Consider the following 22,676-nt stretch of genomic DNA (forward strand, 5'->3'; position numbering starts at 1 on the left):
CGAGGCAGAAAGACCCCATGAACGATTTCATCGACGCGTATTGTGAGCGTTTGGATGCAGCGTTTTGGGCCGAACCGCTGAACGCCGTCACAAACGGAGCCTTCCTCATTGCAGCGTTTGTTTTGTTTCGACGCCTTTATCGTTCGGGCGACCTGGCGGCGCTTGCGCTAACCGGTCTGGTTGCGCTGATTGGGGTCGGCTCTTTTTTGTTTCACACATTTGCCACACGCTGGGCAGCCATTTCAGACGTTCTGCCTATCATGCTTTTTATGCTGGCTGCGGTGTTTGTTGGCCTTCAGCGGCGCTTTGGCCTGGCAGCACAGTTTGCGGCCCTGGGCGTGATGGTGTTTTTCCTATCAGGCGTCATGGTGGGATCGTCGCCGCTCGCCACGGTGATACCGGGTGGCTCCGCAAGCTATCTGCCAGCACTTCTCACTCTGGCGCTGTTCGCTGTTGTGTTGGTGCGCAAACGAGATGTGTTTGCACGTTTCTTCGTTTTGGCCACAGCGGCATTCGCGCTCTCCCTGACCCTACGAACCCTGGACATGCCACTTTGTGATGCTGTCCCATTTGGCACCCATTTCATTTGGCATATTCTCAACGCGATAACGCTTTATCTCGTCGTGCTCGGCTTGTTACGTGAAGACCCTAGCGACGAGCGAGCGCGATAACACTGCTCAATGGGCCGCTGTTGAGGCCAAAGCGCTTCAAAAACCAACTCACCATCTTGCGAATGCCGATCCCTGAACGGATTTCAAACGCCTCAAAAGCAAAGTGGCGGCGTTTAAGACCTCTTCCGACCAACCCTTTGCGCAGCGTTTCACGCAGGGATTCGGGACCACAATAGGCCACGCGCGCTTGGTGCCAATCGACATCGACACGCTCGGCGAGACTGTCAGTCGTCAAGCGCTGACCTTTGCCGCTTTCAAACAGATGCACTTTGAAGTTGGGATAGCGCTCCTCGGCCTCGCGCAACTCATTCAAATGCGCCGCATCACCTTCCTCACGCACGCAGTAGGCCAGATGCACATTTCCTTTGTGGTCCTTCAGTTCGCCAGCAAAAGCAGCAAACGGCGTGATGCCAACGCCTGCAGCGATCCAAACCGAAGGCTTATCGCCTTTGTAGGCTCGAAAGTGGCCGTACGCGCGCGAAACTCGAGCGTCCTGTCCTACGGCTAGCCGCCTTGCGAAGTTCCGCGTGTCGTCGCCCAGCGCTTTGACGGTGAAGCGCAGCAAACGATCCTCATCGGGAGACTTCGAAATGGTGAAAGGGTGCGTCTCGGCGACACCTTCGTGCCCAAAACGAACAAAAGCAAACTGGCCTGCCTGGTGAACAATACCTTTGCCTTTGGGTTCAAGCGTGACGGCGAGAGATGAACCCTCCTTGTCGATATCGGCGACACGGTAAGCTGTGCGGCCCTGAAAGAGACCATAAGGCAGAAGCGCATACACCCAAGAGACAACCCCAAGACCACATACAATAAGGATACCAAGGCCTAGTGGGTCGGTGTTCGATATCGGCTTCATAATGAGGGCGTAGTGCGCAACCGAGGCGACGAAGAACGCGCCCATCAGTTTATGCGTCCAGCGCCAAAGATTGTAAGGGATGAAGGTCACTATGGTGATGAGCACCAACGCCACAAGGCCGTAGAGACTCACCTCACCCAGAGTTTCAGCAAAATCGTGCAAGCGTGTTTCACGGCCCAGCGCTGGCAGATCAGCATCAATCGTATCGTGGATAAGTACTGCAGCAAGACCGCCAATGCCGAGCCATTTGTGCAGCACATAGATGCGATCAAGCCCGCCAAAGATCATCTCCAGACCCGCCAATCGCGTGGCCAGAATCTGCGCAAACGCCATCGCGATCAGCGCTACGATGCCAATGTATTGGCTGATAAGAGGAATGACATCGTACCGGGCGGCTAGCGGCATATAGGCAACAAGCGGCGCAAGCATAGCGAGCGCAACGATCAACAGACCAAGTGGGCGCATTGTTCTGATCCTTTGGAAAAATCGGAATGATGTAAATGGGGCTAGCTTGTCGCTAAGCCATCGGCCATGAGTTCTTCAATGAACACGCTCAGCAGCTGTGGACGTCCGGTGACACCAGCCTTGCGGTAGACCGCGTTGCATTGAGCCTTGATCGTGCCGTCCTTGGTCTCTCTAAGCCGAGCCATATCGGAGATAGAGAGGCCTTTTATGGCCATAAGCGCGACGTCACGCTCTGATGGTGTAAGTGCCCAAGCATCAAAGTGAGCTTCTAGCAGTTCGGCAAATGCGCCAGACGCAATCTGCATTTGCTGCTCCAATCGTTTTTGCCGATCCAGAAGCGTGAGAAGCTGCCGACCGGTGAAAAGGAGACTGATGACCAAAACGCCAGTGATGAGATACTCCATCACGTCCGACTCGCCCCAATGGGCCAGGCTCTGGTTCCCGATAAGATCACCCAAGGCATCTAGCCCAAAGAACAGCGCGCAAAAGGCCTGTAAAATAAAGAGAATCCATAAACCTGGATTCTGGCGAACGAGAGCAGAAAAGTCGGTTGGCATCAGCATTTCCATTGGGGGTAAACCGGCTGCGCTCAACAACGCAGCCGGTCGCTAGAGCTTAGTTGCCCATATCGTCGTCATCATCCTCATCGTCGTCCTCTTCGAGTTCGACTGACAAGATCATGCCGGTTTCCGGCGAAATTTCCAGCTCAAGCAGCTGTCCGTCAGCCAAGACGACGGCTTCCAGTTCATCATCTTCAGCTTCGATTTCGCGGACCTCATAACCTGAATTGGTCAGATTGTTCATGACCTCCTCCAGACTAGTTCCAACAGAATCGCCAACGGTGGGCGCGGCAAGTGCAACAACCGGAGCGACAAGAACACCGGCAGAGGCGGCAAGCAGGGCTTTTTTCATCAGGGTCATTTTTAAGTTCCTTTCAACAACACGCCGGGCGGGGTGCCCGTCGCTGTCGATGAGGTGGGCTGCGTGCGACGTGGTTCCCATTGCGCTGAGGTTGATCGGTGGCACAATAAACTTGGGTTTATGGCCCAGTTTTCTTGGGTTCGTGATGCCCCTGTCTTTTGGAAAGGTTGTTTTTCCACTCTTGCCCCGATGACGGGGCCAAGGAGTGTGCTACGCCTGCCTAAACAGTGATTTGCAAGTCTGGGAGCGAACGATGGATGAAGACACGCCGGTGAAAGCCGACAGTGCGCAAAGCGACAAGGACCAACTGAGTCAGGCGGCGCTCTTTTTCCATGAGTATCCTCGACCTGGTAAACTCCAGATCTCCGCGACCAAGCCCCTCGGTAACCAGCGAGACTTGGCACTGGCTTATTCGCCAGGCGTCGCCGCCCCGTGCCTTGAGATCGAAAAAGACCCACTGACGGCCGCCAAATACACAGCACGCTCCAACTTGGTTGGCGTTATCTCCAACGGAACCGCCGTTCTCGGACTCGGTGCGATAGGTGCACTGGCTTCCAAACCCGTCATGGAAGGCAAGGCGGTTCTTTTCAAAAAGTTCGCTGGCATCGATGTCTTCGATATAGAGGTTGAAGAGCGCGATCCGCAGAAGTTCATCGACACAGTGGCTGCGCTTGAGCCGACCTTCGGTGGTATCAATCTAGAAGATATCAAGGCGCCAGAGTGCTTCATCATTGAGGAAGCACTCAAAGCCCAGATGGACATTCCCGTCTTTCACGATGATCAGCATGGCACAGCCATCATAGTGTCAGCAGCTGTTCGCAATGCGCTGGAACTTTCGGGCAAAGACATCAAACAAGTCAAACTGGTGACAGCTGGTGCTGGTGCTGCCGCCCTGGCATGCCTTGGTTTGCTGGAAGAGGCTGGGCTGCCACGGGAAAACATTTGGATCACCGACCTTGAAGGTTGCGTCTATGAGGGCCGCAAGGAACTGATGGACCCCTACAAAGATCGCTATGCCCAAGCCACCGACCTGCGCACGCTTGGCCAAGTCATTGAAGGCGCTGACGTTTTCCTCGGGCTCTCCGCAGGTGGCGTCTTGAAACCGCAAATGCTTGAGAAGATGGCTGACAATCCACTGATCATGGCATTGGCAAACCCTAACCCTGAGATTGATCCAGCGACAGCTCGCGATGTTCGACCGGATGCCATAATTTGCACGGGGCGTTCCGACTACCCCAACCAAGTGAACAATGTTCTCTGCTTCCCTTACATCTTCCGAGGCGCTTTAGATGTCGGTGCGCGGACCATCAACACTGAAATGAAGCTTGCAGCGGTGGAAGCGATTGCCGCCCTGGCACGTGAGGAACCATCCGAGGTGGCCGCACGTGCTTACGGAGGCCAGTCCTCCACCTTTGGCCCAGACTTTCTGATCCCCTCCCCGTTTGACAATCGCCTCATCTTGCGGATCGCACCAGCGGTGGCCAAGGCAGCGATAGAGACCGGTGTCGCCAACCAGCCGATTGCCGATTTCGACGCCTATATGGACCGCCTCAATCGCTTCGTGTTCCGCTCTGGTCTCATCATGAAGCCAGTGATTGCCCAGGCTAAAGCTAACCCAAAGCGTGTTATCTATGCCGAGGGCGAAGACGAGCGATCGTTGCGCGCAGCACAAATCGCGATGGAAGACGGCATTGCAGTGCCAATCCTAATCGGTCGACCCGCCGTAATGCTCGATCGCGCCAAACGTTTTGGGCTGAAGCTCAAGCCCGGCGTGGATTGCGAGATCATCAATCCAGAAGACGATCCGCGCTATCGCGACTATGTTGACGCCTATTTTGAAAGTGTCGGTCGATCTGGTGTCACACCTGACGCGGCACGGACGGTGGTGCGCACCAACACAACCGTTATCGGCGCCATTGCGGTCAAACTTGGAGACGCAGACGCCCTGCTGTGCGGCCTGCAGGGCGGTTTTTCAGGCCATATTGGTCATGTGCACGATATTCTTGGCACCAGCCCAGGCGTTGCCGATTACTCCACCTTATCACTGCTCATCATGGACAAGGGCGGTTACTTCATGACCGATACCTATGTGAGCTATGATCCGCCAGCACGGGAAATCGCCGAAACAACGATCCGGGCTGCACATCACATACGTCGCTTTGGCATAGAACCAAAAGCTGCTCTCGTTTCGCACTCCAATTTCGGCTCACGCCCCACGCCGTCAGCGCTCAAAATGCGCGAAGCGTTCCAGATATTGCAAGATTCAGGCGTTGATTTTGAGTGCGACGGTGAGATGCATGCCGATGTGGCCCTGTCTCAGGTGTTGCGCGACCGGGTGATGCCTGAAAGCCATCTGAAAGGGGAAGCCAATCTTTTGGTCATGCCGAACCTTGATGCAGCCAACATTGCGCTCAACATGACCAAAGTACTTGGTGAGGCCTTGCATGTCGGGCCAATTCTGATCGGCCCATCCAAACCGGCTCACGTGCTCACGCCTTCGGTAACGAGTCGTGGCGTGGTGAACATGACTGCGCTTGCCAGCGTTGACGCTCAGGCAGGCGGCGGTGCGCTGGACTAGACCAGTCGGGCAATCACGGGCACGAGGATCGCGGTTGCGAGACCGTTGAAGGCCATTGCGATGCCAGCGAAGAGGCCCGCGACCGGGTTGACCTGAAAGGCACGTGCTGCGCCGATGCCATGAGCGGCAACACCTGCAGCAAATCCACGCGCTGCTGGGTCTTTGATCCGCAGCGCGTTCATGACAGGCGTCACCATGATCGCCCCCAAAATGCCCGTCATGATGACAAAAACGGCCGTCAGTGATGCGATGCCGCCAAACTCCACCGATATCCCCATGGCGATAGGCGTGGTCACTGATTTGGGAACCAAAGACCAAAGAACCGCTCCCTCAATGCCAAACAGCACGGCAAGCGCGTAAACACTGGCAACAGCGGTGACGGCGCCTGCAAGCAGAGCTGCGACAATGGCCACGCTATGGCGCTTGACCTCTGGCCAGTTGGCCACCAAAGGCACGGCCAGTGAAACCGTGGCAGGACCGAGCAGAAAGTGCACAAACTGGGCGCCGGAGAAGTAGGTGGTGTAGCTGGTGGAGGTAAGCAACAGCACACCCGCCACACAGGCTGCCGCCAAAACAACTGGGTTCGCAAGCGGATGGCGATTGGCACGTTTGGATAGGCCATCACCGATGGCGTAGGCGATCACCGTCACTGTTAGCCAAAGCAACGGCGTCGCTTCAAGAAAGACCCAGAGCTCGAGAAACTCGTCGACCGGCAGCGCGTCCATTTAGCTAGCCTCGTCGCTAGTGTTGGCGGACCCCATCCAGCGATCAACCAGAACAAACACCGTCGCGGTCACGACAAGTGTAGCCAAGGTGGACAGACTAAGAGCCAGAATTAGTGGCCAAAAATTGTTAGCGAACACGCCCAAATGCTGGATCAGGCCGACCGCAGCTGGGACAAACAACAACGAAAGATGGCCCAGCAGCGTGTTGGCCAAAGGCTCAACGATGGCACGTAGGCTGGGTATAGCGGCCAGAAGGATAGCCAACAACACCAAACCAATCACCGGGCCAGGAACGCTAAAACCAGCAATGCGCGCTATGCCTTCACCGGTTAGCTGCATACCCAGAACCAGGGCGATAGCGTGGATCATGACGAGCTCCTGGGAATGGAAGTAAACGACGCTGGCCAACGTGCTGACCAGTTAAGCTGGGTGAATCAACGTCAGGCGGCGTCTGCTTTGTCCGTCGCCTGCTCAGCTGCTTGGGTTTCAGAATCGGCCTCGGCTTTGGCCTCATCGATTTGTTTGGCGGCAGCACGAATTGTAGCGGCCTTGCGTTTGGTTTCTTGCGCCCGGCTAGACGCGCGCTTTCCAGTTTCAGCCACACCAAGTTTTTTGACTAGGGCAAGATACTGGCTTGCTGGCAGCGCAGGAGCAAACAGGAAGCCTTGGGCTTGGCGAATGCCATAGCGTCGCAAGTGGGCAACTTGCTCAATGCGCTCAACACCCTCGGCAACCACATCCATATCGAGCTCATGCGCTAGATCGGTTAGTGTGTGGGTGATGGATTCGCCGATACGACCCTTGCCGAGTTGGTCGATGAACATCTTGTCTATCTTCACGATGTCCAGACCCAATTCCTGCAGATAGGCCAGGCCACCGTGACCTGTTCCGGCATCATCCAGTGCAAGTCGGCAACCGAGACGTTGGAGCTTACGCATGATGACTTTGGCCTGCGCCAAGCTTTCAAGCGGCGCACGCTCAGTGATCTCCAAAACCACCTGATTGTAGGCAATGGCCGACGGACCGAAGATGTTCTCCACGTCTTGAATGATCTCAAGGTCAGTGAAGTGGTGATTGAACAGATTGATCGCCACCTTCAAACCCGGTCGCTGCGCATAATCTTTCTCAAGATCATTCACCACCGTCTGCATGAGATGGCGGGTCATGGGAATGGCCAGCCCAGTCTGTTCGGCCAATCCGATGAATGCGCCTGGTGATATGGTCGTGCCGTCGGGCTTGACCCATCGAACGAGCACTTCACACCCCACCAATTTGCCGCTCTCGATGTCAATAACCGGTTGATAAAAAGGAATAAACTCACCTTGATTGATGGCACGCTCAATCTGATTAACCTGGGCAGGCGTGTAGTGAATGAGACGCGTGACCAGGACGACAATCAACGCGCCAACGACAAGTGAACCGGCTAAAGCCCAGTTGCGAATGGGTACCAAGCCTGCCGCGACCAAGTTGCGATCAATAGAGACTTGAAGCCGCATGGTTCCACCAGCCAGCGGCATCGACTTGACCTCAATGTCAGCTCGACTAGCACCGTCATGCGTCGTTGCTTCACGCGCAAAAAGCACAGCATCACCCAACGACAAAACCACCCCTGTTGTCGTGTCGGCGGCGTCGAAAAAATGGGGAAGCATCGGCCGCGGAACGAACAGCGCGTGCAGAGCGGCCTCAGTTCTAAGCTCCAGGAGTAATCCATTGATGCGGGTATCAAGAATGCGCACCTGTGCCAGTGTGAAGTCCTCTTCAAACACTGGCATGGGTTCGCCAAACAGCTGAAACGCCCCCTCACCCAGATCGGGCGACATGCACATGATTTCGCGATCAAGGTTCAGCATCGCCACCGCAGAAACATCGGGTGTTTCAAGCGTCGTCGCCTGCATCCGGGCAATATCGATACTGCTGCAACCGTTACCTGCCGCCTCCGCCAGTTGTGCCAAGCGATCAGTGAGAGCCACAAATTGCTCTTCAACACCGCGGCTAGCCAGCGCCGCCTGGCGAGTAAGATGCTCATCAGCGCTCACAGCAGCCTGCTTACCGGTCAGCCAATAGGTTCCGAGCATCGGCGCCAATGCAAGAACGCAACCGAAGGCAAAGAACCAAAGCTGGCGAACATCCAATTTCAAAGAAAACCTTTGGGCTTTGCGCCGCATTTTCCCGGCCGAACAGAGGCTGAGCCCATGCGAGATATGATCCCTTTGTAACTTGCATCCCTGCACTTGCCATCAGGTAAACATGGCACCGCGAATTTCATAAACCGCGTAAGTATTTTTTCAGGGTGGCAAAATCCGACCATGGTTGGCGGCTGCAATCGCATGGCATAACGTTGCCCTAGGCGTCGTTAAATGCCATGCAACACTACGAAAAACAGACCCCCTGGACTTGGAGCTGCTCATGGAAGCGCTGTTCATCGGCCACGCCTATATCGACGTTACCTTTCTTACGGATACGCTTCCGACAGGCGATGATAAAACAATTGCCGATGATTATGCGGTGTCGTACGGCGGCAACGCGGTAACGGCGGCCTTTGCAGCGGCCAAACTTGGCGTTCGCCCGGACTTGCTGTGCACATCCGGCGATGACTGGCTTTCACTGATGTTCCGGGAAATGGCTCGCTCGTCAGGTGTGCGGATCCACGAGCGCAAGGTATCGGAAGCATCGCTTTCGTTTATCATGCCAAAAGACGGCAAGCGCGCGATCGTGCGCTGCCGGGATGACAGCTACTTGCACCCCTTCCCCAATCTCAATTTAGACGGTTGCAAGGTTCTGCACGTCGATGGTCACCAGGGTGATGCGGCTTTGCATTACGCCAAGGCTTGCCGCGAACGTGGTATCGCAACGTCATTGGACGGCGGCGCTGTGCGCGAGAACACCGATGAATTGCTCAAATATATCGACGTCGCGGTGGTTTCAGAGCTGTTCTGTGAAACATGGGGTTTGGAACCGAAGGACGCGCTGGAAAAGCTCAAGACATATGGCTGCCGTGTCGGTGCTGTGACGATGGGTGCAGATGGCGTCGTCTTCTACAGTCAGGATGGCGAGCACCAGCACGTCAATGCGCTGCCCGTTCCGATGGACCGGATCGTCGACACCAATGGTGCGGGCGATATTTTCCACGGCGCGTACATCGTTTCAATGTTGCAGTTCCCTGGCCGCACCTGGACAGAACACTTCCGCTTCGCTCGCGCAGCGTCAGCTTACGCCATCCAGCATCTTGGCAATGAAGACAGCGTTCCGACACACGAGAACATCGAAGCGACGCGCAAAGAATTTGAGCGCATCTCCGTTTGAGGGGCGCAGCTTAGCTCGTAGCTGGCGGTGGGTTGACCCGGATGTTCAACTCGCGCAGCTGCGCTGCTGAGGCTGTTGCAGGCGACCCCATCATCAGATCAACCGCTTGCTGGTTCATCGGGAACAACGCCACTTCTCGCACTGATTTTGCCCCGCAAAGCAGCATCACAATCCGGTCGACGCCAGCTGCCATGCCACCATGGGGTGGTGCGCCATATTGGAACGCGCGGTAAAGGCCACCGAACTGCTCTTCGACCTCCTCACGGGTTTTGCCGGTGATCTCAAAGGCTTTGACCATCACGTCTGGCAGTTGGTTACGGATCGACCCTGAAGCGATTTCGTAGCCGTTGCATACCAAATCGTACTGGTAAGCCTTCAGGTTGATCAGCGCCTCGTCACCGGCAGCCTGGGCTGCCTCCAGCGCTTCCAAACCACCCTGTGGCATGGAGAACGGGTTGTGGGAGAAATCGACCCGCTTGTTCTCTTCGTCCCACTCGTAGAACGGGAAGTCGACAATCCAACACAGCTCGAAGCGATCTTCGTCAACCAGCTTGAGTTCCGTACCGACCTGCGTGCGCGCATTGCCAGCAAAGGCGGCGAATCCTTTGGGATTGCCTGCCACGAAAAACGCAGCATCGCCCGCTTCCAGGCCAAGTTGTTGGCGGATCGCTTCGGTGCGCTCTGGCCCGATGTTCTTGGCGAGCGGTCCTGCTCCAGCAACCGCGCCATCTTCCTCACGCCAGAAAATGTAGCCCAGACCCGGTTGCCCCTCGCCCTGCGCCCAGCTGTTCATCCGATCACAAAACGCGCGTGATCCGCCAGTTTTGGCTGGGATGGCCCAAACGGCGTTGGCTTCATCTTCGAGCATCCGGGCAAAGACTTTGAAGCCTGAACCACGGAAATGCTCTGATGCGTCCTGCATCTCGATCGGATTACGCAGATCAGGTTTGTCGGTGCCGTAAAGGCGGATGGCCTCGGCATAGGGGATGCGGCGAAACGTTTGCGAGACCGGCTTTCCCTCGGCAAAGGCTTCAAACACGTCACGCAGGATCGGCTCCATCGTATCCCAGACTTCTTCCTGGGTGACGAAACTCATCTCCAAATCGAGTTGATAGAACTCGCCGGGCAGACGGTCAGCGCGCGGATCCTCATCGCGGAAGCAGGGCGCGATCTGAAAATACCGGTCAAAACCAGCAACCATCAGAAGCTGCTTGTACTGTTGTGGCGCTTGCGGCAGCGCGTAGAACTGACCGTGATGGATGCGACTTGGCACCAAAAAGTCGCGCGCGCCTTCCGGCGAGGAGGCGGTTAGGATGGGTGTTTGGAACTCATTGAAACCAGCATCCTCCATACGGCGGCGCATATCGCGGACCACTTGGGTGCGTGTCATGATGTTGGCATGAAGCGTCTCGCGGCGTAGATCCAAGAAGCGATAGCGCAAGCGCGTGTCTTCAGGGAACTCTGGCTCGCCAAACACCTGCAAAGGCAGTTCAGCCGATGCGCCGAGCACTTCAATCTCAGTGGCAAAAACTTCGATTTCCCCAGTTGGAAGGCCCTCATTGATGGTTTCAGCCGTGCGCGCTTTTACCTTGCCATCGATACGCAAGCACCATTCTGAGCGAACCGTCTCCGCCAACGAAAACGCAGGGGAGTTTGGATCAATCACGATCTGTGTCATGCCATAGTGGTCGCGAAGGTCGATAAACAGAACGCCACCATGGTCTCGCACGCGATGCACCCAGCCGGAAAGGCGTGTGGTGTTACCCACATCCTCGGCGCGCAAAGCGCCACAAGTGTGCGAGCGGTAGCGATGCAGACCGGTGTCCGACATGACAGTTTATCCTCGAAGGCAAAAAGAAAAGCGCAAACGGCTCGTTTGCGCGGTTGGGCAGCGGCTTAGCGCCGTTGGCGCGGGCACGTCAACCATGGGAGGGCCGCCGCATCGCCATCGACGATCAAAGCCGCTATGAGGGCAGTCATGAAACTACTCAACGATACCGATTCCCTGGCGCAGCTTTGCGCGCGTCTGGCAAATGAGCCCTACATCACCATTGATACTGAGTTTCTTCGTGAGACGACATTCTGGCCGCAGCTCTGTTTGGTTCAGGTGGCGGGCGCGGACGAGTTTGCTCTTATCGACCCACTTGCTGACGGGCTCGATCTAACGCCGCTCTTTGAGCTGCTAGCGGAGAAGAGCGTTCTCAAAGTCTTTCACGCAGGGCGCCAGGATATTGAAATCTTTCACTATCTCACCGGCTCCATCCCGCAAAATGTGTTTGATACACAAATTGCAGCAATGGTTTGCGGTTATGGCGATCAAGTTGGCTACGACCAGATTGTTCGACAAACGGTGGGTGCAAGCATCGATAAGAGCCACCGGTTCACCGATTGGTCGCGGAGACCGCTCAACGATGCACAACTTGCCTACGCCGCCGCCGATGTGACCCATTTGCGCGATGTCTATGAGCATTTGGCTGACATTCTGGCAAAAAAAAGCCGTGCTGGCTGGGTCGCTGAAGAAATGGCGACGCTGCTTGACCCGCAGACTTATTCGGTTGCGCCCGGTGAGGCTTGGCAACGGCTAAAACTGCGCGCTCGCAAGCCCATCGAATTTGCCGCCCTGAAAGCCGTCGCCCGATGGCGCGAGGAAGTCGCGCAAGAGCGCGACGTACCACGGAGGCGTATCCTCAAAGATGATGCAATCTATGAGCTTGCGCAGCAGAGGCCCTTGTCGCTTGACGCTCTGGGTCGGTTGCGGGCTGTCCCGCGCGGTTTTGAAAAACAGCCTTACGCGGGTGGTCTGGTTGAGGCGTTGCAGGGTGTTTCGGCTCTTGCAATTGATGAGCTTCCGAAACTGCCAAAATCCAAACGCAACCCAGAAAGCGCGCCAGCCATTGCCGAGCTGTTGAAGGTCGCCCTGAAATTGGTGGCCGAACGTGAGGGCGTTGCCCCGCGCATCATTGCCAATTCTGAAGACTTAGAAACCATTGCTATTCATGGCGACACAGATGTCAAAGCCATGCGCGGCTGGCGGCGTGATCTGTTCGGTGAGATGGCCTTGCAAATTCGTTCTGGCGAGATGGCGTTGGGCGTCCGTGGTAAACGTGCAGTGCTCGTGCCGATGGACGCCGAAGACTGATTTTCGTTCAGCGAACGGCGACCGCCGTTTCTTCCCTACCAACCAGTCGTCCCAGTGCGTTGAGACGCTTGGTGAGACGCTCGCCTTGCAAACCCGAAAGCTGGTTGGGCAAGAACAGCGTAAGTTGTTTCTGTTCGGCCAGTTCCAACCGCGTTTCTGGCAGCACACCTGCCATTGAGGCCGTCAGCGCGTAAGCAACACGGAACAATGCGCCCAAAAGACGTGCCCTCTCAGCCAAGCGCTCGGAGAGAATGTTGGCTTCGGCTTCGCTAAAGGCGCCGTTCGACAGACCTTGGTGTCGGTAATAGTTCGCCATTGCCAGGTAGAGCCGGCCAGCGTGATCAACGCCGCTGAAGGCTGCATGAGCGATAATGTTGTGGCTTTGCGTGCCGCGATAGTCCGGATGCGCCCGCCATCCAATGTCGGCAAGCAAGCTGGCGGCCTTGCGCAGCCGCGCTTCATCCTCAGTCTCATCAACACCGAGCACGTCAAACGCAGCGCCTGTCCAATCAGCAAGCTCTCGTGCGTGCTTTGGTGACCGGGACCTGAGGACTGCCAGCTCATAGGCGGCGTCCAGCAACGGGTCGCGCTGCTTCTCTATCTCTTCCAGGTCATCGAAAAGCAGTCCTTCACGCACACCAAGGGCTGACAGCACCACCTGGCTTGGCTTACCGACTTCGAAAAGCGCGCGCAGCACAGCCGCTCCGAATGGCAGCAACGCCTTACGACTGCGAGAAACGGCACGCATTGCGCCATGATCTTCATATTTGCCGCGCGCCACATCCTGGCAAAACGACGCGAAGACATCAGCATCAATCGCATAGCCATGCATGACCGAAAGAGGATAGTCGGTCACCTCCATGTGCAGTTTGGCAAGGTTCCGCCATGTACCGCCGACCAGATAGAGTGTGCGATCTTTAAGGCTCGCAGCAGCGTCATCCTCGCTTAACCGCTCAAGGGCCAGCTTGTAAGCACGCTTGGCATCACCGCTCGCCTCTTCCTGCATTCGGATGACGCCAAGCTTGTGCGAGACACCCTCGCCAATATGACCGGGTGTCACTTCAACAAGCTCTAGACTGCCACCACCAAGATCACCGACGATGCCGTCAGGTTTGTAGAAACCAGACTGCACACCCAATGCGGCGGCGCGGGCCTCTTCATCACCTGATAGAATGGTGAGCGGGGCGGACAGAATGCGCTCAGCATTTTCCATAAACGCCTGGCCATTGCTGGCTTCTCGCACGGCAGCGGTGGCGATCACCCGCATGCTCTTGATGTGCATCTGATCGGATAGATGCCGAAAACGAGCCAACGTTGCCAATGTCAGTTGCACCGAGTTGTCGGATAGCTGACCGGTCTTGGCCAAGCCACGCCCAAGGCCGCACAGAACCTTTTCGTTGTAGAGTGGGGTCAGAGCTCGCGACAGTCGCTCATAGGCGACCAAACGTACGGAGTTGGAACCGATATCGATGACAGCGATCGGGCCATAGCCCTCAAGCCGCCCTTGACCTTCGTTGGGTTCAGGGGGCGCGGCGCGTGAAAAAACGCGGTTGGTTCGCTTGAAGAGATTTTCCACGGCCCGACAAACTCGGATTGGTCATAAAGTAACGATGCGCGTTGAACGGTTCTTCGCCTTGCGCAGGGTTCACCCGCTTGTGACGTCCGTCGGCCAACAGCTCCCAGCTTTGCTGGTTGTCTTTCAAACTTGCAACCATGATTTGGTCGAGTATCTGCGTATGCACGGTTTCGTTGTGGATGGGCACCATTGCTTCCACGCGGCGATCCAAATTGCGCGGCATAAGATCGGCTGACCCCATGTAAATGATCGCTTCTTCGCTGGGCAAACCAGCGCCATTGCCAAAACAGATGATGCGTGAATGCTCCAAGAAGCGGCCAACAATCGACTTCACCTCGATATTGTCCGATAGGCCGGGAACACCCGGGCGCAGGCAGCAGATGCCGCGAATGATGAGGTTCACCTTCACACCAGCTTGGCTTGCCTCATAAAGCGCATCGATGAGCTGGGCATCGACCAACGAGTTCATCTTGATCCAGATCGCAGCGGGCCGACCATTGCGAGCGTGGTCGATCTCTGCGCGGATGTGATCCAGCAGGCGCTGGCGCATGCGGGTGGGTGAGACGACCATTCGGTCGAGCTCAGCCGGTTCGGCATAGCCGGTGATGAAGTTAAAGATGCGCGCCACGTCGCGAGCAATCACCTGATCGGCTGTGAAGAAGGAGAGATCGGTGTAAATCTTGGCGGTGATCGGGTGATAATTGCCGGTGCCGATGTGACAGAAGCTCATCAGGTTGCCCGCCTCGCGGCGCACGACCAGGGACAGCTTGGCATGGGTTTTGAGTTCTAAGAAGCCGAAGACAACTTGCACACCGGCGCGTTCCAGATCGCGGGCCCAACGAATGTTGGCCTCTTCGTCAAAACGCGCCTTCAGCTCCACCAGGGCTGTGACGGATTTACCAGCTTCAGCTGCCTCAATCAGTGCCCGCACAATCGGCGAATTGTTGGACGTGCGATAAAGCGTTTGCTTGATGGCAACGACATCAGGGTCAGAGGCTGCCTGCCGCAAGAACTGCACCACCGCATCAAAGCTTTCATAGGGGTGGTGGACCACGAGATCTTTCTGGCGGATCGCCGCAAAGCAATCGCCACCATGCTCACGGATGCGTTCGGGGAAACGCGGTGTGTAGGGAATGAACTTCAGATCATCGCGGTCGATATCAACAAGCTCAGACAGCTCGTTCAGGGCTAGCGCACCCTCCACCTTGAACACCGCAGCGTGATCGACTTCCAGCTCGTTGGCGACCAGATTGAGCAAAGAATCGGGCGTGGTCGCTTCGATCTCCAGGCGGATCACCGAACCGCGCCGACGACGTTTCAGCGCGCTCTCAAACAGGCGCACCAAGTCTTCGGCCTCTTCCTCGATTTCAAGATCTAAATCGCGGATAACCCTGAAGGCGCCCGTGCCCGTAACCTTGTAACCAGGGAAAAGCCGCGAGATGAACATGCGCACCACTTGCTCCAACATGATGGTGCGGTGGCCGCTGCCAGCCTCGTCAAAACGCGGCAGTTTCACAAAGCGCGCGATCTTGGACGGCACGCGGATCAGCGCGGTCATCGTGTCGTTGGCGCTGGTGGTTTTGCTTTCGCTTTCTTGCACTTTTTCCAGCTGCAGAGCGATGGAAAAGCCCAGGTTCGGGATGAAAGGGAAAGGATGGGCTGGATCAACGGCCAGCGGCGTTAGAACCGGAAAAACATGGCTGAGAAAGTACCCATCGAGCCAATCTTGCTCGCGTGGGTCCAAATCATCTGGTTCGATTATGGTGATACCGGCATCAGAAAGCTCAGCACGCAATCCATTAAAAGCCTCCTGCTGATGACGCGCCAGATCGGCAACTTCATCGCCAATCGCCTCAAGCTGCTCAGCCGGTGTTAGACCATCATCGGACCGCTTGGTGATGTTCTCGTTCACCTGGCCGACCAGACCGGCCACACGGACCATGAAAAACTCGTCCAAGTTGTTGGCAGAGATCGATAGGAACCGCAGGCGCTCAAGCAGCGGGTGGCGGGTGTTGTCGGCCTCTTCAAGGACGCGCCGATTGAAACCTAACCACGACAATTCTCGATTGATGAACCGTTCGGGCGACGCCATCAGATGATCATAGATAGGCGTGTCGTCGTTCGCGCTGAGTGTGTCAGCTTCGGTTGCAGCAACTGAGTTTGTTGGTTCGGTCATCGGTGTCCTGCTGGTTCCTTATCCTGATGGGGTAGATGAGTTCTGTGACAGTTCATAGGCGGCCAGAACATCACCTGCCAGCGGCTTGGTGATCGAACGGCCAGCGGCCAGTGAGCGCTCGTCTATCAAAGCGATAAGCCTTGAAAGATTGGCATAGGAGCGCTCCATACGTTGCAGAAGATAATCAGCAATTGCCGGATCAACCATAAGCTGGCGATCGGTGAAAAGCTTGATTGCAATAGCCAAGAACAGCGTATCGTCAGCCTGGCCTATGGCGGCGCGTGATCCGGCTCGCAGACGCGAGACGGTATCGGGTCGTTTCAAGCCAAGATTTTCCGGTGCCTCGCGGCTGGTTACCAACACGGGCAACTGTGCAGCACGCGCGGCTTCGAGCGTGTGAAACAAGGTATCTTCGCTCTGACCTGTCCAACGCTCAAGGTTGTCGATGATAACAGCCCTTTGGCCGTCTAGCCTGTCAGGCATTGCACCATCGAACCAGTGCACCGCCTTGAAATGCTCAGCGAAAAGATGCGCGAGATGGCTTTTGCCCGAACCAAGCTCGCCGATGAGCACGCCCACCGGCTTTGGCCATGCCAGCCCACTTATCAGTGCGCGAGCCTCAGCATTCGCCTGCCCAGGAACATAGTCTTCGACCGCATAGGATGGCGGTGGCGCTATATCCAGAACAAGCTGACCAGCTGTTGCCATCACTCGCTCTCATTTGATGGGATCGAGTGGCCATTCACGCCCTTGTAGAAAACGCTCTGCTGATAATGCGCAACGCCAAAGCGGGTCAGCACACCCATGGATGCTGCAACCGGCACAGCGATCAGCAAACCAAGGAAGCCATAGAGCGATCCAAACGCGAGCATTGCAAAGAAAAGCACCACTGGATGAAGTCCAACAGCATCGCCGACGATCTTGGGTTGAAGAAAGTTGCCTTCGACGAACTGACCGAAGACGAAAATGCCCGCAACGACCACAATCCAGAGCGGCTCTGACCAGAACTGCACCATCGCAACGCCCACCGATGTGCCAAAACCAACAAACGACCCAATGTAAGGAATGAAGCTCAGCAAGCCGGCACCCAGCCCGATCAACAGACCAAAATTGAGCCCAACCAGGGTCAGGGCGGTGGCATAGAATGTGCCCAAGATAACTGCGAGAATGAACTGACCACGAATGAAACCCGCCATTACATGGTCGACCTTCTTGGCCAGGTCACGGATGGTATCGGCATGGTCACGCGGGAGCAGTCCATCAATGCGGGCGACCAGATTGTCCCAATCGTAGAGCATGTAGATGGCCACGATTGGCGTGATGATGAGCGTTGAAAGCACACCCACCACGGCTGCCCCCTGATCGAGAACCCGGCTGGCCAATGCGGTCATGGTCCCTGCATTGGCCTCGATAAAGCTGCGGATCAGATCAAGATTGAGCGTGCCAAGCCAAGTCATGATCGCATCAAACGTCATTTCAGAGGGGAAGAACGACTGACGGACGGCCAAGTCTTCTTCGCTGGCTGGTGCCATGATTGCGTTGATGGCCTGGAAGTCTTCGTCGGCCAACCCAAAGATGGTTCGCAGGGTTTCGGGGATGAAAGGCCGCAAAGCCTCAATCAAACCAACGGTTTGTTCGATCAACAGCGGCACCAACAAAAGCAAGCCAACAACGACGATGACCAAGGCTAAAGCTGTGATGGACAGCGTCGCCCAAAGCCTGGAAAAGCCCCTTCGCTCAAACCAGTCAGCGGCTGGATCGAGCAGATAGGCAATTGCCATACCGGCTACGAAAGGCAGCAGAATGCTTGAAAAAACATAGATGAAGGCGATCAAGGCCGCCGCTGCCAGAGCCCAGAAAATCGCTTGCCGTTGAATGGTCATGAAGAATGCGCGCTCGTGTCTTGGGCCGGTTGGGTGATTGAGATTTCAGACATAAGACCTCTGGTCCACAGGTTCCAGACAAAGCGTGCTTGTTTTGGCAGTTGTTTTCAAACGTGGAATGCGGCACCCAGTGGCCAAAGCTGAAAGAGGAATGCTTATGAGCGGGTCGGACGCGTACAAAGCAGCAGGCGTTGATACCGACGCTGGAGCGGCGCTGGTCGAGCGGATCAAGCCGGCAGTTCGGTCTACAAAGCGCCCCGGTGCGGATGCTGATTTGGGCGGTTTTGGTGGCTTGTTTGATCTGGCTGCCTGCGGCTATCGCGACCCCGTTTTGGTGGCCGCCAACGATGGTGTGGGCACCAAGGTCAAGATCGCAATCGAAAGCGGCGTACATCACACAGTCGGCATCGACCTTGTGGCGATGTGCGTGAACGATTTGGTGGTTCAAGGCGCTGAACCACTGTTTTTTCTTGACTATTTCGCTTCCGGCGCCCTCGACGTGGATACCGCCGCGCGCGTGGTGGAAGGCATTGCCGAGGGTTGCAAGCTGGCCGGATGCGCTCTGATTGGCGGAGAAACGGCTGAGATGCCGTCGCTCTACGCGGGCAATGACTATGATCTGGCCGGCTTCAGCGTTGGCGCGGTGGAGCGTGATCAGATTCTGCCGCGCAAGACCCTTGCCGCAGGCGATGTTGTGCTGGGCCTGGGTTCATCCGGGTTCCATTCCAACGGCTATTCGCTCATCCGTAAGATCGCCGTTGATGCTGGTCTTTCCTACGATGCTCCTGCCCCTTTCGATACGGACAGGACACTGGGTGATGTTCTGCTCACCCCAACGCGGATTTATGTAAAAAACCTGCTCGCAGCACAGCGTGAAACCAGTGCAATCAAAGGTTTGGCACATATCACCGGTGGTGGACTGCTTGAAAACATCCCGCGCGTTTTGCCCGATGATCTGGCTGTCTCGCTCGACCTGTCAGAGGTTAGCGTGCCGACAGAAATGATCTGGGCCGCCCAAACTGCTAAGCTTTCAGCGCATGATCTGCTCGCGACATTCAATTGCGGTGTCGGCATGATCGCCATTGTGGCTGCGGAGGATGCGAGCGCAGTTTCGGCAAAACTCACCGCTTTGGGTGAGAGTGTTGTGACGCTTGGAGCGGTCACCTCGCGCACGGACGTACCGGTGACCATCGAGAAGCCCCTGCCCCTATGAAACGGCGTGTCGCCATTCTGATTTCCGGGCGCGGCTCGAACATGCAGGCGCTTGTCGAGGCTGCCAAAACGCCAGATTTCCCCGTTGAAATTGCTCTTGTTCTCTCCAACCGACCTGATGCGGCGGGACTGGTTTGGGCTGAGGGCCAAGGCATCACAACGGCCATCGTCGATCACAAGCTTTTCAAAAAAGACCGGGAAGCCTTTGAAAAGGCCATCCAGGTGGAGCTCGACAAAGTGCACGTTGAGTTTGTTTGTTTGGCCGGTTTTATGCGGCTGCTAACGCCCTGGTTTATCGACCAATGGTACAACCGTCTGATCAACATCCACCCATCGCTCCTGCCCTCGTTCAAAGGTCTTGATACCCATGCGCGGGCACTGGAAGCTGGGGTGAAGCTGCATGGCTGCACCGTTCACTTTGTGCGGCCAGACATGGATGCCGGTCCCATCATCGCCCAAAAATCCGTACCGGTTTTGGACGATGATGATCCCGACAGTTTGGCAGAGCGCGTTCTGGCGGTGGAACACGCGCTCTACCCACATGCGCTTGCTGAGATAGTCCGGGGACTAGAGGGCGATCTGACCATCAAAGACGAACGCGTGATTGGTATCCGTCCTATCGGATAGGAGGATGGGCGCGCGGTGGGCGTGGCAAGCCGCCCCCTTCGCCATCTAGACGGCGCCGCGGCTGCTGGGCGGAACCAGAGCGGGCATTCTGTTTGGAGAAGCTGTCATCAGGCGTCCCGGCAAAACAGCGCGGCACGAACGGAAATTCGTCCGTGATCACATAGTAATAGGTGCCCTCAGGATGTTCTGGCGTGACCCCGACACGGCCATTGCAAGCATCCAATGTGCCCGTGCCTGGCACGTACTCCCAATCAGCGGTGAAGGTGCCATCATAGGTGCCACCCGGCCCGGATGAGCGCGTACCAGGGCGCAGCGAATAGCTGGAGGTCATGACTTCAAGGCCAGATGAAGGGTCATCGGAGTCGGCGTAGCCAAGTGGCCCATATATTGGGAAGCCGTCAGCAGCATAACCAATCAGCGTGGGTGCGCCAGCACTTGTCAGCCGGTCATAAAGGCCGTCTGGGATGCCATGATAATGGTAGGCCCCGTTGGGCTGAACATGGGCGTTGCTTGAATCCAGACCCAATGAGCGAGTCTGCGGCCCAAAGGCCTCGTAGTTCCAACCTGAGGAACGATCATTGTTCCAGAACTCAGCCGTTGCAGGGTCAAAAATTACGCCATTAAGCGCAACGCCAAAGACGTAGCGATCGGCGGTGGTCGGCGCATTACCGATGCTTGGATTGGCAGGCATCTGGAAGCGGTAGTTTTGAGCTGAGATGCTGTTGGGGTTGTTAGCATTGGGAAACTGCCCAGCAGCATGATCGGGCAACCCATCAGCGGTAATGGTGCGAACAGTGCCGTTGGATGAGATCGAGATGGTTGCTGCGGCCTCAACCGCACCAAGCAGCAGCTCGTCAAGCAACTGGGCCAACCAGTTCGCGTCTTCTTCCACCAGCGCTTGGCCCGTTGCTGCCACGGTTTCATCATGATCACCGTGAGCAAAAACATCGCCTGGCAATGCGGTAGTCGCCAGCAGCACGGCGATCATGGATGCCATCCCAAGGCGCTTGAGTAAGTGATTTCTGGGGTGAATGTCTGTCATGGCCGTTCGCCCTTCTTCATCGGTTCGCTCACGGGTTTGTGAGCACACCGTGAACGTGGGCGAGACGTGAACCTTTCACCAGTTAAGGCTCAGTCATGTTCCTGGTCTGTCCGTTACAAGTGCGTCATGACATTTTGGACAGGTTTGTAGGTCAAACAAAAAGGGCGGCCGTTTGGCCGCCCTTTGAACCTTGTTACATCGCCAGGTTTTAGCCAACGATCTCAAGTTCAGAGAACCAGTAAGCGATTTCCTGCGCAGCGGTTTCCGGCGCATCAGAACCGTGAACGGAGTTCTCACCAATCGAACTCGGCAAACTCTTTGCGGATCGTACCATCTTCGGCTTCGGCTGGGTTGGTGGCGCCCATCACTTCACGGTTGCGCGCGATGGCGTTTTCGCCTTCCAGCACCTGAACAACTGTTGGCGCAGACGACATGAAGTCAACCAACTCATCAAAGAAGGGGCGCTCGCGGTGCACAGCGTAAAAGCCCTCGGCGTCTTTGCGGCTCATCCAGACGCGCTTGGAGGCAACGACGCGCAGGCCTGCGGCTTCGAGTTTGGCAGTGATCTGACCGGTCAGATTGCGGCGCGTTGCGTCCGGCTTGATCATGGAGAATGTGCGTTCGATGGCCATTGCGGCGATCCTATCTTGTATCGGGGGTGAAACTGAGAACCCTGCGTGCACAAACCAGATAGTCCAGCGGCACAGCAGGTGGGCGGGCTATAGCGGTTGCGCTCTCTGGCTTCAAGTCGCCAGTTTCAATGCCTGAGCCTGATTGCATGTAGCGAGCACCCGGTCGAACCAGGCTTGCAGCACCTCATCACCGTTCATGGTGTCATAAGATGAGGTTGCCTTGGCCCAGCAAAAGGATGCTGCCAGGACGATATCAGCGAAAAGCAGGCTCTCGCCGCCTAAGAACGGTGCTTCAGCCAAGCGGCGCTGATAGGGTTTGAGAAAAGCTGCAAACTTTTCGCGTTCTTTGTCACGCCCGCGCTGCACATCTTCCAACGACATGCCAAAACGCTTTTCGCGGCTTTGCCGAAAATAAGTAGCATCCTCCGGCGCCAACTGGTTGTGAATGTCGAGAATGATCATCCTGCTGATGGTCGGATAGAGCCCCGTAACGATGAGATTATCGATCAGCGCAGCATTCTCCACACCTCCATCACCACCAAAAACAGTTGGCGTGTCAGCGTAGGTCGTTTCCAGATAGCGGCATATGTCGAAACTTTCGGTGACGGTTCTTTCACCGTCGACCAGCACTGGCACCGTTTTGTGGATGCCTTCAAGCGCCTTTGGAATCTGTTTGAAGGGGGTGGGTCGGCTTTCAAACGCCAAACCCTTGTAGCCAAGCGTCAAACGGGCACGCCAGGAATAAGCGGAGAACAGCCGATCAGGCTCCGCCCCGCAAAGCTCATAGAGTGTCCGCATCGCCCCTCTCCTCTTTGTGCGCGTCTGTTGTTGATATGCCGCTAGACCATGCAACAACACAATGCTAGCTCG

Annotated in this window: 19 protein-coding genes and 1 pseudogene; 6 read left to right on the forward strand and 14 right to left on the reverse strand. The window is 56.3% G+C overall.

Annotated features, from left to right (window positions below; genetic code table 11):
* The first annotated feature begins 17 nt into the window (after window positions 1-17).
* On the forward strand, window positions 18-671 hold the full coding sequence (locus tag ABWH92_RS15735) for a ceramidase domain-containing protein (protein WP_375569957.1): 654 nt from the start codon (window positions 18-20) through the stop codon (window positions 669-671).
* Here ABWH92_RS15735 and ABWH92_RS15740 read toward each other — a convergent pair.
* The 3 genes from ABWH92_RS15740 to ABWH92_RS15750 are packed head-to-tail and all read right to left on the reverse strand — an operon-like array spanning window position 649 to window position 2,913.
* On the reverse strand, window positions 649-1,992 hold the full coding sequence (locus tag ABWH92_RS15740; protein ID WP_375569959.1) for a ferric reductase-like transmembrane domain-containing protein: 1,344 nt from the start codon (window positions 1,990-1,992) through the stop codon (window positions 649-651). The two genes, ABWH92_RS15735 and ABWH92_RS15740, sit on opposite strands and share 23 nt — an antisense overlap.
* Window positions 1,993-2,033: 41 nt before the next feature.
* A complete protein-coding gene (locus ABWH92_RS15745; RefSeq protein ID WP_375569961.1) occupies window positions 2,034-2,549 on the reverse strand; it encodes a helix-turn-helix transcriptional regulator in 516 nt (171 codons plus the stop codon).
* Window positions 2,550-2,607: 58 nt separating this feature from the next.
* Window positions 2,608-2,913, reverse strand: a complete 306-nt coding sequence (locus ABWH92_RS15750) for a PepSY domain-containing protein (protein WP_375569963.1) — start codon at window positions 2,911-2,913, stop codon at window positions 2,608-2,610.
* A gap of 253 nt (window positions 2,914-3,166) precedes the next feature.
* Here ABWH92_RS15750 and ABWH92_RS15755 point away from each other — a divergent pair, with 253 nt between their 5' ends.
* Entirely contained in the window at window positions 3,167-5,491 is a 2,325-nt protein-coding gene (locus tag ABWH92_RS15755; RefSeq protein ID WP_375569965.1) for an NADP-dependent malic enzyme, read from the forward strand.
* Here the strand turns inward: ABWH92_RS15755 and ABWH92_RS15760 are convergent.
* From ABWH92_RS15760 to ABWH92_RS15770, 3 genes are all read right to left on the reverse strand, one after another.
* The gene (locus ABWH92_RS15760; protein WP_375569967.1) at window positions 5,488-6,216 is read right to left on the reverse strand and encodes an LrgB family protein; all 729 of its coding nucleotides are present in this window, start codon (window positions 6,214-6,216) and stop codon (window positions 5,488-5,490) included. The genes ABWH92_RS15755 and ABWH92_RS15760 overlap by 4 nt on opposite strands.
* Window positions 6,217-6,585, reverse strand: coding sequence for a CidA/LrgA family protein (locus tag ABWH92_RS15765; protein WP_375569969.1), 369 nt, complete (start codon window positions 6,583-6,585; stop codon window positions 6,217-6,219).
* Window positions 6,586-6,656: 71 nt separating this feature from the next.
* On the reverse strand, window positions 6,657-8,354 hold the full coding sequence (locus ABWH92_RS15770; protein WP_375569971.1) for an EAL domain-containing protein: 1,698 nt from the start codon (window positions 8,352-8,354) through the stop codon (window positions 6,657-6,659).
* A gap of 268 nt (window positions 8,355-8,622) precedes the next feature.
* Between ABWH92_RS15770 and ABWH92_RS15775 the strand changes: the two genes are divergently transcribed.
* Complete coding sequence (locus ABWH92_RS15775) at window positions 8,623-9,519, forward strand: sugar kinase (RefSeq protein WP_375569973.1); 897 nt, start codon at window positions 8,623-8,625, stop codon at window positions 9,517-9,519.
* A gap of 10 nt (window positions 9,520-9,529) precedes the next feature.
* On the opposite strand, the gene aspS is transcribed toward ABWH92_RS15775, so the two are convergent.
* The gene (aspS, locus tag ABWH92_RS15780; RefSeq protein WP_375574269.1) at window positions 9,530-11,335 is read right to left on the reverse strand and encodes an aspartate--tRNA ligase; all 1,806 of its coding nucleotides are present in this window, start codon (window positions 11,333-11,335) and stop codon (window positions 9,530-9,532) included.
* 162 nt (window positions 11,336-11,497) lie between these two features.
* Here aspS and rnd point away from each other — a divergent pair, with 162 nt between their 5' ends.
* Window positions 11,498-12,658, forward strand: a complete 1,161-nt coding sequence (gene rnd, locus ABWH92_RS15785) for a ribonuclease D (RefSeq protein ID WP_375569975.1) — start codon at window positions 11,498-11,500, stop codon at window positions 12,656-12,658.
* Between the two features lie 7 nt (window positions 12,659-12,665).
* On the opposite strand, the gene ABWH92_RS15790 is transcribed toward rnd, so the two are convergent.
* From ABWH92_RS15790 to ABWH92_RS15805, 4 genes are read right to left on the reverse strand one after another with little or no spacing between them, the layout of a single operon-like run.
* The gene (locus ABWH92_RS15790) at window positions 12,666-14,234 is read right to left on the reverse strand and encodes an exopolyphosphatase (protein ID WP_375569976.1); all 1,569 of its coding nucleotides are present in this window, start codon (window positions 14,232-14,234) and stop codon (window positions 12,666-12,668) included.
* A complete protein-coding gene (locus ABWH92_RS15795) occupies window positions 14,179-16,410 on the reverse strand; it encodes an RNA degradosome polyphosphate kinase (protein ID WP_375569977.1) in 2,232 nt (743 codons plus the stop codon). Before ABWH92_RS15795 ends, ABWH92_RS15790 begins: the two co-directional genes overlap by 56 nt.
* An 18-nt stretch (window positions 16,411-16,428) precedes the next feature.
* The gene (locus ABWH92_RS15800; protein ID WP_375569979.1) at window positions 16,429-17,118 is read right to left on the reverse strand and encodes a hypothetical protein; all 690 of its coding nucleotides are present in this window, start codon (window positions 17,116-17,118) and stop codon (window positions 16,429-16,431) included.
* Entirely contained in the window at window positions 17,118-18,293 is a 1,176-nt protein-coding gene (locus ABWH92_RS15805) for an AI-2E family transporter (RefSeq protein ID WP_375569981.1), read from the reverse strand. The genes ABWH92_RS15800 and ABWH92_RS15805 overlap by 1 nt, the downstream gene beginning before the upstream one ends.
* A gap of 151 nt (window positions 18,294-18,444) precedes the next feature.
* Here ABWH92_RS15805 and purM point away from each other — a divergent pair, with 151 nt between their 5' ends.
* Both purM and purN read left to right on the forward strand, forming a co-directional pair.
* On the forward strand, window positions 18,445-19,506 hold the full coding sequence (gene purM, locus ABWH92_RS15810; RefSeq protein ID WP_375574270.1) for a phosphoribosylformylglycinamidine cyclo-ligase: 1,062 nt from the start codon (window positions 18,445-18,447) through the stop codon (window positions 19,504-19,506).
* Window positions 19,503-20,132, forward strand: a complete 630-nt coding sequence (gene purN, locus ABWH92_RS15815) for a phosphoribosylglycinamide formyltransferase (RefSeq protein ID WP_375569982.1) — start codon at window positions 19,503-19,505, stop codon at window positions 20,130-20,132. Before purM ends, purN begins: the two co-directional genes overlap by 4 nt.
* On the opposite strand, the gene ABWH92_RS15820 is transcribed toward purN, so the two are convergent.
* The 3 genes and pseudogenes from ABWH92_RS15820 to ABWH92_RS15830 all read right to left on the reverse strand — a co-directional run bounded on the left by ABWH92_RS15820 (window position 20,122) and on the right by ABWH92_RS15830 (window position 22,604).
* Window positions 20,122-21,120: a YHYH protein gene (locus ABWH92_RS15820; RefSeq protein WP_375569984.1), complete on the reverse strand. Its 999-nt coding sequence runs from the start codon at window positions 21,118-21,120 to the stop codon at window positions 20,122-20,124. The two genes, purN and ABWH92_RS15820, sit on opposite strands and share 11 nt — an antisense overlap.
* A gap of 262 nt (window positions 21,121-21,382) precedes the next feature.
* A pseudogene (ndk, locus tag ABWH92_RS15825) lies at window positions 21,383-21,806 on the reverse strand (nucleoside-diphosphate kinase).
* Between the two features lie 111 nt (window positions 21,807-21,917).
* The gene (locus tag ABWH92_RS15830; protein WP_375569986.1) at window positions 21,918-22,604 is read right to left on the reverse strand and encodes a glutathione S-transferase N-terminal domain-containing protein; all 687 of its coding nucleotides are present in this window, start codon (window positions 22,602-22,604) and stop codon (window positions 21,918-21,920) included.
* Between the last annotated feature and the right edge of the window lie 72 nt (window positions 22,605-22,676).

It is taken from the genome of Ahrensia marina (assembly GCF_042140245.1).
Taxonomy (GTDB): Bacteria; Pseudomonadota; Alphaproteobacteria; order Rhizobiales; family MH13; genus MH13.